Annotated in this window: 6 protein-coding genes; 5 read left to right on the forward strand and 1 reads right to left on the reverse strand. The window is 62.2% G+C overall.

Annotated elements, in window-relative coordinates; translation table 11 throughout:
- Positions 1–22: 22 nt before the first annotated feature.
- Positions 23–1,123 (reverse strand): DUF4147 domain-containing protein, encoded by a 1,101-nt coding sequence (locus FD715_RS20770; protein ID WP_147114656.1) that lies wholly within the window; start codon positions 1,121–1,123, stop codon positions 23–25.
- Between the two features lie 219 nt (positions 1,124–1,342).
- Here FD715_RS20770 and FD715_RS20775 point away from each other — a divergent pair, with 219 nt between their 5' ends.
- The 5 genes from FD715_RS20775 to FD715_RS20795 form a co-directional block, all read left to right on the forward strand.
- Complete coding sequence (locus tag FD715_RS20775) at positions 1,343–4,549, forward strand: Ig-like domain-containing protein (protein ID WP_147114659.1); 3,207 nt, start codon at positions 1,343–1,345, stop codon at positions 4,547–4,549.
- A 139-nt stretch (positions 4,550–4,688) separates the two neighbouring features.
- Positions 4,689–6,026, forward strand: coding sequence for a TolC family protein (locus tag FD715_RS20780; RefSeq protein WP_223275017.1), 1,338 nt, complete (start codon positions 4,689–4,691; stop codon positions 6,024–6,026).
- Positions 6,023–8,257 (forward strand): ATP-binding cassette domain-containing protein, encoded by a 2,235-nt coding sequence (locus FD715_RS20785; RefSeq protein WP_147114662.1) that lies wholly within the window; start codon positions 6,023–6,025, stop codon positions 8,255–8,257. The genes FD715_RS20780 and FD715_RS20785 overlap by 4 nt, the downstream gene beginning before the upstream one ends.
- The gene (locus FD715_RS20790) at positions 8,254–9,435 is read left to right on the forward strand and encodes an HlyD family type I secretion periplasmic adaptor subunit (RefSeq protein WP_147114665.1); all 1,182 of its coding nucleotides are present in this window, start codon (positions 8,254–8,256) and stop codon (positions 9,433–9,435) included. The genes FD715_RS20785 and FD715_RS20790 overlap by 4 nt, the downstream gene beginning before the upstream one ends.
- Positions 9,436–9,497: 62 nt before the next feature.
- Positions 9,498–9,716, forward strand: a 219-nt coding sequence (locus FD715_RS20795) for a transposase (RefSeq protein WP_147114668.1), incomplete at its 3' end; no start/stop codon positions are given.

Consider the following 9,716-nt stretch of genomic DNA (forward strand, 5'->3'; position numbering starts at 1 on the left):
CGTCGCGCAAGTAACCTTTGGATCAGGTCTTGTGTGCGATGAGTAGGTCCATGACATTTGTGCCCGTGGGGCCGGTCACGACCAGCGCGCTATGCTCCTTGAGCCAAGGATATGCATCGGCACGGGCCAAGGCGTCGGCGCCGCTGTCCTTCCACGTGGTGCCGTCGACCAGCGCGCCCGCAGCATCCGTTGGCCCATCGGTGCCGTCAGTGCCAGCCACCAGGATACGCAGGCTCTCGGTTCCGGCGATTTCGCGCGCCAGTGCAAGGCCAAGCGCCATGTTGCGCCCGCCCAGTCCAGGGTTCTCGGGCAAATGTACCACCGGCTCACCGCCAAAGATGTGCAGCCCCGGCTCTGCATTGCGCAATGCCTGACCTAGTCGCGGGGCCAGATCCGCAATGTCGGCATATAGCGTTTCCTCATTTGTTTCGACCGCCACGGGCGACGCAGCCGCAACGGCGTTGCGGGCGATCGCGTTGCTGGCGATGATATGCGGCGCAAAGCCAAACGGCGCGTCAGCCGGTGCATCTCCGATGCCGGAGCCGATGGTTGCGAGGCTGTCGCCCTCAACATCCGAAAGCGCCAGAGTGGTCACATGCCGCCCCTCGAAACGGGCGAGCAATTTTCCTCCCTTGATTTCCGACCGTGCCGTGCGATGCGTGTTCATGTCTCCTATGGGGGTGCCCGATGCCAGCAGTTCTTCCGTCTCAGCCTGCAACTCGCTGAGCGTGAGACCGTTCGCTGGCACCTCGGCCAGCGACGATGCGCCGCCCGACACGAGCATCAGCAGGTGGCTGCCGGGCGCACAGGCATCAATTGCGTTCATCAAAGCCCGTCCAGCGGCGAGGGACGCGTCATTCGGCACAGGATGCGCGGCTTCGATCACTTCGGCCATTGGCGGCGCCCCGTCTGAATGATGATATTTGGTCACCACGGTGCAGGGCACATCTGGCCAGCGTTCCGAAGCCGCCCGCGCCATGGCGGACGCCGCCTTACCCACCGCCACAATTCGGTCTGGTTTGGAGATAGCGCCCGAACGAAGCGCCGAATGAACGGCAGCGTATCCTTCAACGGCCTTTATGCCTTCCCACCACAGCGCGAGAAGATCGGGGGTGTCAGACATTTGGAACCCTTTTTGCTGCATCGGACTGAGTCCGAATCATCACAATATGTACCTGGAATCTCTGTAAATTGTGATGGCTGGCTAAAAAGACTCTAGCCCTAGAATCATGATTCGCTTATCAATCGCGTAGAACAAGTGGTCAGCACGGCGAAACAAGGCCGGCGGCATGATTAAAAGAAGGGTCCGCAAAAAGCGGTCTGAGGCGAGAGTGGTGGTGTTATGAAGGCGATTGATTTCGTCGTCCGCGACAGTGCGGGCGCAATCCAGCGTGGAGTCGTACCTGTCGAAGGCAATGCGACGGTGGCGCTGGCCGGTGGGCAAGAAGTTTCATTCAATCTTCGGCAGACGGATCTTGTCGGTCAGCGGCGCAGCGGGGATGACCTGATCATCACGCTGGTCGATGGGCGCGAGGTCACGCTTGAGAATTACTTCAACGACTTGGGAGAGGCCAATCGCCTTTTCATTTCGGCAGATGGCTATCTTAACGAGGTTGCTTTTGTCGAAACGGCCGATGGGGAATTGTTCGCCCAGTATGGCCCGACCGAGCAATGGGGCAAGTGGAGCCCGTCGGACGACCTGATCTATCTGGGCAGAACCGAAATCGCTGGCGCGTCTTTGACCGACGATGGCGAGGTGTCCATGTTGGGCGCCGCTCTTCTTGGCGGATCCGGCCTTTTAGGCGGTGGCGCGGCGGCGGCTGCGGCCGTGGTCGGTGGCGCCGCATTGCTGAGCAATGGCGGAGGCAGCGGCGAAGGGGGCACCGGTGGCGGTGGCGGCGGAGGAGGAGGTACTCAGGCTCCGTACGTGCCTGTGGACCCGACCATCGACGGCGCCGGAACCACCACCAATATCGGCGGTGACAATACGTCAGCGCATGTTTTCGAGGTGACGGGCACGGGTGAGCCCGGTGACGTTGTTACCGTGACCGCAGGTTCTCAGATCATCACAACGACAATCAGCGACGACGGAACGTGGCGTGTGACGTTCGAAGGCGCGACCTTCCCCAAGGACGGGACGCTTGATGTCGTGGCCGCGTTTGCACATGCAGGCGGCGGAACGACAACGCTGACCGGGCCGACGTTCGTGATTGACACGACACCACCGGATGTTGCTGTGACCGAGGGCGTCGACTCCGTGGGTCATGTGGTCAACAGCGGTGAGATGTCGAACGGTGTAACACTCAAAGGCACCGGCGAGGCAGGCGCGACGCTTGAGATCACGATATCCGGCGTCACCCGCACCGTGACCGTGAACGACGCAGGCACATGGGAAGCGACCTGGCAGACAGGCACGCTGGCGGAAGGCGAATATTCAACCGGTGTGAGCATCGTTGCATCGGACAGTTTCGGCAATACAACAACCGTTACAGACATGCTTGTCGTCGATACTGTGGCCGAGGTCACGATGGAGACGGCCACCGTCGAGGTTGACGGCATCATCAATGCGGCCGAAGCGTCGGACGGTGTTGTCCTGACAGGCACGGCGCAGCCCGGCTCGACTGTCGAGGTCACCTTTGGTGCGGTCACACGCAGCGCAACGGTTGACGCGGCAGGGAATTGGACGGCCAGCTTTTCGGCGGCAGAGATCCCTTCGGGTGAGACGACGCTCACCGCGACAGCTGTTGCGACCGATGCTGCAGGCAACACGGCGACCACATCCGGTGACGTGCAGGTCGATACGTTCGTAAACGCGTTGAACTACACCTCCACGGCTGGCGGAGACGGCACGGTAAACGCATCAGAGGCCGCAGCCGGTATCGTCGTGACGGGAGTAGTCGAGCCCGGCTCCACCCTTCTGGTAACCCTCGCAGGTGTGACGACCACGGCGGTGGTGGCCGCAGATGGATCCTGGACGGCCACCTTCGCGCCCGGCCAGTTGCCATCAGGCACGTATACGTCCGACATGGTGGCCACAGCGACGGATGCGGCGGGCAACACATCGAGCGTGACGCAATCTGTCAACGTCGACACGCAGGCCAGCGTCCTGACGCTGAACGGCCCGGTTGAAGGCGACGACGTCGTAAATGGGGCAGAGGCCAGCGACGGCGTTGTGCTGTCCGGCACGGCGGATCCGGGTGCCATCGTGAACGTGACCTTGCACGGCGTGACTCACCAGACGGTCGCAGGCTCAAACGGGACGTGGCAGGCGTTCTTTGCAGCAGGAGAGATCCCTGCAGGCACCTATGATGCGCAGATCAGTGCAACGACGACGGACGCTGCTGGCAATACGGCAACCGTCACCGACACGGTCCATGTGGACACGCGCGTCGACAACCTGAGCATCGCAGCCGACCAGATCGAAGGCGATCAGATCATTTCGGGCACAGAGCGCGCGGATGGCACCGTGATCACCGGCACGACCGAGCCCGGCTCGACCGTGATGGTGACCATGGGCACGCATACGGTGCAGGCCATCGTCGATGCGAATGGCAACTGGCAGGCACCGTTCGCAGCTAGCCAGATCCCAATGGGTGAATACACCGCCGACATCTCCGTGACGGCGACGGACCGTGCAGGCAACGTGGCGACAGTGACCGATACGGTCGAGGTGGACACGCTGGTCAACACGCTGAGCCTTGCCGGTCCGATCACCGCCGACGATGTGATCAATGCGCAAGAGGCGCGTGAGGGCATCAACCTGGGCGGCATGGTCGAACCCGGTTCGACCGTGATGGTGGATTTCAACGGCATTGTCATGGCCGCAACCGTGAACGCGGGCGGCACCTGGTCGCTCGATATCCCGCCGTCGGCCATTCCAAGCGGCGAGTATGATGCCGCGATCACTGTTATGGCGACGGATGCGGTGGGTAACACGGAAACCATCAGCGATACAGTGCGCATCGACACCGACGCCCCCGAAGGCCCGGTCATCGCCAGCTTTACGCGCGATAGCGACGGTGTGCGTGGCATCTCGACCGAGCAGAGCGATGGGGATCTGTCCGTGGCGCAGGTCAATACTGACGGCGCGGTCACCGATGTTGTGGCCAACCAGATTGATATCGACGTTCTGGGCGAGACAAGCTTCCAGTTCCAGACCGATGTGCCGGACGGATCGCACCTGGTGGTCAGCTCGCAGGATGCGGCAGGTAACGCGGTTGGCACTTATGTGGTGCTCGACGACGAAAGCGCCGGTTCGAGCATTGATCTGGGCAACCCGAACCTTGGCAACTATCAGATCGAAGCCGTTGATCTGCAATTCGCCGAAGAGGCCAGCCTGACCATCACCGAAGCGCAGTTGCTGAACCTGTCGGAGGGCAGCAATACGCTGACCATCCATGGCGGACGAGATGACACAGTGACGATTGCGGGTGCACAGCGCACCGGTTCGACCACGGTCGATGGCCAGACGTACGACGTCTACAGCCTCGGCACCGAGGGCACGATCATTCTGGATGACGACATCAACGTGAACACGAACGTCGTCTAGGTCGCGGATACAAACGAGCTTTCACTGGGCAAGAGCAACAAGAACAAAATCGAGCATTCTCCAGCAAGACAGAGGCGCGGACCGGACACCGCAACCGCGCCCACCTCCAAACGATAAAAACCCGATACGGGGCAGGACTATGGGGCAAGGTGGTATCAAGTATGCGGTGGTCTTCACCGCCGTCTCGCTGACAGCGGGATGTATGGGGGATATGGGCGAGATGCCTTTCGTGTCTCGCTCCGACGCGGGTGTGGACACGGAGGTCGTGGCCCCGTCGCAAGCGGCGCTGCGGGCGACACCCACAACACATGACGCGACATTGAACGCCGAAAGCCAGGTCATTCAGGGCCTTTTGGCGCGCCGGTCGGTGCTGCCGTCGGGCAGCGCCTATGACCGCGTGGCGACGTCTGTTCTGGCCGCCAATGCCCGCGCTGCCGAGACCGAGTTGCGCGCAGCACGTCTGCGCGCCTCTGCCGCGTCGAAGAACTGGTTGCCGACCATCGGGCCGCGTGTGTCGTTGAACTCGCTTGGCGACATCATCAGCCAGATCGTGGTTGAGCAGGTGATTTTCGACAATGGCCGCAAGAAGGGCGAGCGCGCCTTTGCCAAGGCGGATGTCGAGGTGGCTGCTGTGGCGTTGGCTGAGGATACGAATGCGCGGGTGGCGACGGGGTTGGACCTGTACCTGACCGCTGCCGAAGCCCGTGCAAGCGCTGCCGTCCACCGCGCGACGCTGCGCGAGATGGAGCATTTCGAATACATCATGTCCGAGCGCGTGCGGGGCGGTGTTTCGGACATGTCCGATCTGAACGTGATCCGCCAGAAGCTGGCCGAGATCCGCGCCGCCATCGCCGCAAGCGAAGAGACGGAGGCGACGGCGATTTCCGAATTGAACGCCATGTCGATCCAGCCCTTGGCCGATGTGCGCGGGCTTGAGACGCTGGCCGTGGGAGGCTCTGCTGCGCAGCCATTGGCCGTGACGCGGGCTGAGGCCGAGAAAGAGCGCAGCATTGCGCAGGCGCAGATTGATCGCGCCAACCAGTTGCCCGGCATTACCGCCACGGCGACGGCGGGGGAAAACAGTGGGGCGGGTCTGACGGCTGGCGGTACTGGCATCGGCTTTGGCACCGCTGGGCGTCTGCGCGCCATTGAGGCCGCGCGTGACGCGGCGGGTCGTCAGGTGGCCCAGGCCAATGAGGATGCGAACCGGATCTTGCGCCGTTTGGAAGGCCAGTCTGCTGCGACCGCCCGTCAGGCGGGAGAGGCGCGGGGGCTGACCGCGCAGGCGAAGACGAACCTTGATCTGTTTCAGGATCAATACCGCGCCGGGCAGCGGCAGGTCATGGATGTGGTGGGCGTCTATGAAACCTTTGCCGCGCGTCAGGTCGCCGAGGTGCTGCTGAAATACGAAGCGCTCCGCTTGCAGGTCGAATTGGCCCGCGTGCAGGGGGTGCTTGCGGACGGAGAGCAGATTTGACCGAGAAACGCCCTTTTACCCTGACGATCACCAACGGCAACCGGGCACAGATCACGGCGGCCCCGGTCAAGGAGACGCCGAAGGCCGATAACGCCAATCATCAGGCGGACCGCTTGAGTGCCCGCGCCGATGTGGCGGTGGCCTATGCCGGTTTGCTTGGGGTGTCTGCGGCGGCGTCCGACATGCTGACGACCCTGCGCCAGAATGCGCGCGAGGGGGCGATTGACAAGGTTGAGGCTGGGACGCTGGCGGGCTGTTTGCGCAGCGCAGGTTTGCAGGCGCAGGTGATGTCCGCGCGCGTCCTGACGCCGGAGCACTGGCCCGCGCTGGCCTATATGACCAGCGGTCAGGTGGTGCTGGTCGTGGGGCAAGACCGCGATGATCTGATCATTTACGACAAGACCTGCACGGATAATCGCGCCCATGTGCCAATGGCCGAGTTTATGCTGTTCTTTGCCGGCCTCCTAGTCAAGGCGGAGGCACCTCTGGAGCGGGTGGCGGAGGTGCATAAGACCTTTGCCGTGCGCAACCACTGGTTCTGGGGTCAGTTCCCGCGCTTTCGCAAGGCGCTGGCGGAAGTGGCGCTAGGGTCCTTTGTTGCGAACCTGTTGGCTATGGCCGTGGCCCTGTTTTCCTTGCAGATCTATGACCGCGTGATCCCGCACCAGTCGGAAGCGACCTTGTGGGTGCTGGCCGCCGGCGCCTGTCTTGCGCTGCTCTTGGAGGCGTTTATCAAAATCGCCCGCGCCCGTCTAATGGACGGGGCGGGGCGGCAGATTGAGCTGTCGGTTCTGACCCTGCTGATGCAGCGCGTGATGGGGATGCGGAGTGATCTGCGGGGGCAGTCGCCCTCGATGACATTCTCGGCCATGCGCGAGTTTGGGTCGGTGCGCGAGTTCTTTACCGCGTCGACCATCGGGACGATTGCGGACATTCCGTTTATCTTTGTGTTCCTGTTGCTGGTTGCGTCCATTGCGGGACCTGTGGTGTGGGTGCTCATCCTTGGCGGGGTGCTGATGGTGGTGCCCGGTTTCTTCATGCAGCGCCGGATGCTGCGGTTGACGCAAGAGACGCAAGGGGCGTCCGCCAAGTCTTCGCGGTTGCTGCACGAGGCGATTTTTGAGCGCGATACGGTCAAGACGCAGCGCGCCGAGGACCGTGTGATGCGGCTGTGGCAGGAGTTGACGACGCTGAGTGCGATGAAGTCGTCGGAGCAGCGGCGGTTGGCGTCGGCCCTGACCTTCTGGAGCCAGGGCATGCAGCAGATGACCTATGTGGCTGCGGTGATCGCGGGGACGTATCTGGTCTTTGCCGGGCAGTTCACGGTCGGGTCGATCATTGCCGTGGGTATTCTGTCGTCGCGGACTTTGGCACCTTTGACCCAACTGGCGGGCACCATGGCGCGCTGGGGCAATGTGAAGGCGGCTTTGGATGGTCTCGATGCTATTGCTGATGCGCCGCAGGATGTGGACGAAAGCCGCACCTATCTGCGCCGCGATGCGCTGAAGGGGCATTTTGAGCTGCGCGAGGTGCAGTTTCAGTATGAGGACGATGGCGCGCCGACGCTGGACCTGCCCGGCGTTCAGATCATGCCGGGGCAGCGCGTGGCGGTGCTGGGGTCGAACGGAGCGGGCAAGTCGTCGCTGTTGAAGTTACTGTCGGGTGTCTATGCGCCGACCAAGGGGCGCGTGCTGATTGATGGCACTGACATGGCGCAGATCGAGCCGCGCGACCTGCGGCGGCTGATTGGCTATCTGGGTCAGGATGTGCGCCTGTTTTCGGGCACGCTTCGGGACAACCTGAACCTTACTTTGCTGGAGCGGGATGATGATCGTCTCTATGCCGCGCTGGATTTTGCGGGGCTGGGGCCATTTGTGAAGGGGCACCATAAGGGGCTGGATCTGGAGATTCTGGATGGCGGGCAGGGCCTGAGCATCGGGCAGCGCCAGTCCATTGGCTGGGCGCGGCTGTGGTTGCAGGACCCTGCGATCTGCTTGCTGGATGAGCCGACGGCGGCGCTGGATCAGACGCTGGAGAGCACGCTTGTCAGTCGGCTCGAAACATGGATGGAAGGCCGGACGGCCATCATCGCAACCCATCGCGTGCCGATTCTGTCGCTGACCAACCGCACGTTGATCCTGCAAAACGGGCGCATGACCATCGACGGGCCACGGGATGAGGTGCTGAGCCACATTGGTAAGACCGTCCCGCTGAAGGGCAAGATCGCATGAGCATCGCGAACACCAATCTGAGCGGGCAGCTTGAAAGTGACATGCGTGGTCCGTCGCTGGTCGTTTGGCTGAGTGCTGGGGCGGTGTTGGTATTCGTCCTGTGGGCTGCCTTTGCATGGGTGGACGAGATTGTGCGCGGTTCCGGTGAAATGATCTCTTCGTCTCGACCGCAGATCATTCAGAACCTTGAAGGGGGTATTCTGGCGGAACTGGCCGTGGCTGAGGGCGACATCGTTGAGCGCGGCGATGTGCTGGCGCGGTTGCAGGGGACGCAGTTTCAGTCTCAGGCCGATGATCTGCAGGACCAGATCGCGGCCCTGGCCGTACGGCAGTTGCGGCTGGAGGCGGAATTGGCGGGGCAGTTCGACTTTGCCGTGCCCGGCGCGCTGGAACAGCAGATGCCGGGGCTGGTGGCGTCGGAGCGGGCGCTGCTGAATGCAAGGCAGACCGATTTTCTGAGCCGTCGCGAGGGTGCGCAGCGGGTGCTGGATCAGGCTGCGAAAGAGCGTGGCCTTCTGGAAGATTTGCTGGAGCGCAACATCGTGGCGCTGATCGAGGTGACGCGGGCGCGCAAGGCCCATGCGGATGCCCGGATCAAGCTGGATGAGATCATGACCCAGACCGAGTTGGAGCGGGCGCAGGCCTATTCCGACACGCTCAAGGAGTTGGGCACGCTACGCCAGACCTACAAGGCGGCGCAGGACCAGTTGAACCGGACGGTGCTGGTCAGCCCGATGCGCGGGATCGTGAACAATCTGAGTGTCACGACCATTGGGGGCGTCGTGCGGCCGGGCGAGGAAATCCTGCAGATCATCCCACTGGACGAGGAGTTGTTTGTCGAAGCCCGCGTGGCGCCCAAGGACATCGCCAATGTGCTGCCGGGGCAGGAGGCGAGCGTGAAGCTGAGCGCCTATGACTATACGATCTATGGCGCGCTGAAGGGCGATGTGAAGCTGATCTCGGCCGATACGTTCAAGGATGAGCGCAAGCCGGACAGTGAGGCCCATTACAAGGTGACGGTGCGCGTAGATATGTCGGCGCTGACGGAGCGGCAACGGTCTATTTCCATTCGTCCGGGGATGCAGGCGGAGGTCGAGTTGCATACCGGGTCGAAGACGGTGCTGCAGTATCTGATGAAGCCGCTGTACAAGTCGCGTGAGGCGTTTCGGGAGCCTTAGGCTCAGGCCTCATTGATTTTGGCTTGGCAGCGTGATTCACAGGTCGAAAAAGAGCGGTGAACATGTCTGATCTTTTCTGGCTGACAGACGCGCAAATGGCGCGTCTTCGGCCCTTCTTTCCCAAGTCTCATGGTAAGCCTCGTGTCGATGACCGGCGTGTGCTGAGCGGGATTATCTTCATCAATCGAAATGGCTTACGCTGGCGCGATGCGCCCGCCGCCTATGGCCCGCACAAGACACTGTACAATCGATGGAAACGATGGAGCGATAAAGGCATTTTT

The organism is Tateyamaria sp. syn59 (assembly GCF_007995245.1).
In the GTDB taxonomy this organism is placed as follows: Bacteria; Pseudomonadota; Alphaproteobacteria; order Rhodobacterales; family Rhodobacteraceae; genus Tateyamaria.

Excerpts from the sequence above, each read along its gene's own strand:
- FD715_RS20770 (WP_147114656.1), bottom strand. The coding sequence starts at position 1,123 with ATGTCTGACACCCCCGATCTTCTCGCGCTGTGGTGGGAAGGCATAAAG.
- FD715_RS20790 (WP_147114665.1), top strand. The coding sequence starts at position 8,254 with ATGAGCATCGCGAACACCAATCTGAGCGGGCAGCTTGAAAGTGACATG.
- FD715_RS20780 (WP_223275017.1), top strand. The coding sequence starts at position 4,689 with ATGGGGCAAGGTGGTATCAAGTATGCGGTGGTCTTCACCGCCGTCTCG.
- FD715_RS20775 (WP_147114659.1), top strand. The coding sequence starts at position 1,343 with ATGAAGGCGATTGATTTCGTCGTCCGCGACAGTGCGGGCGCAATCCAG.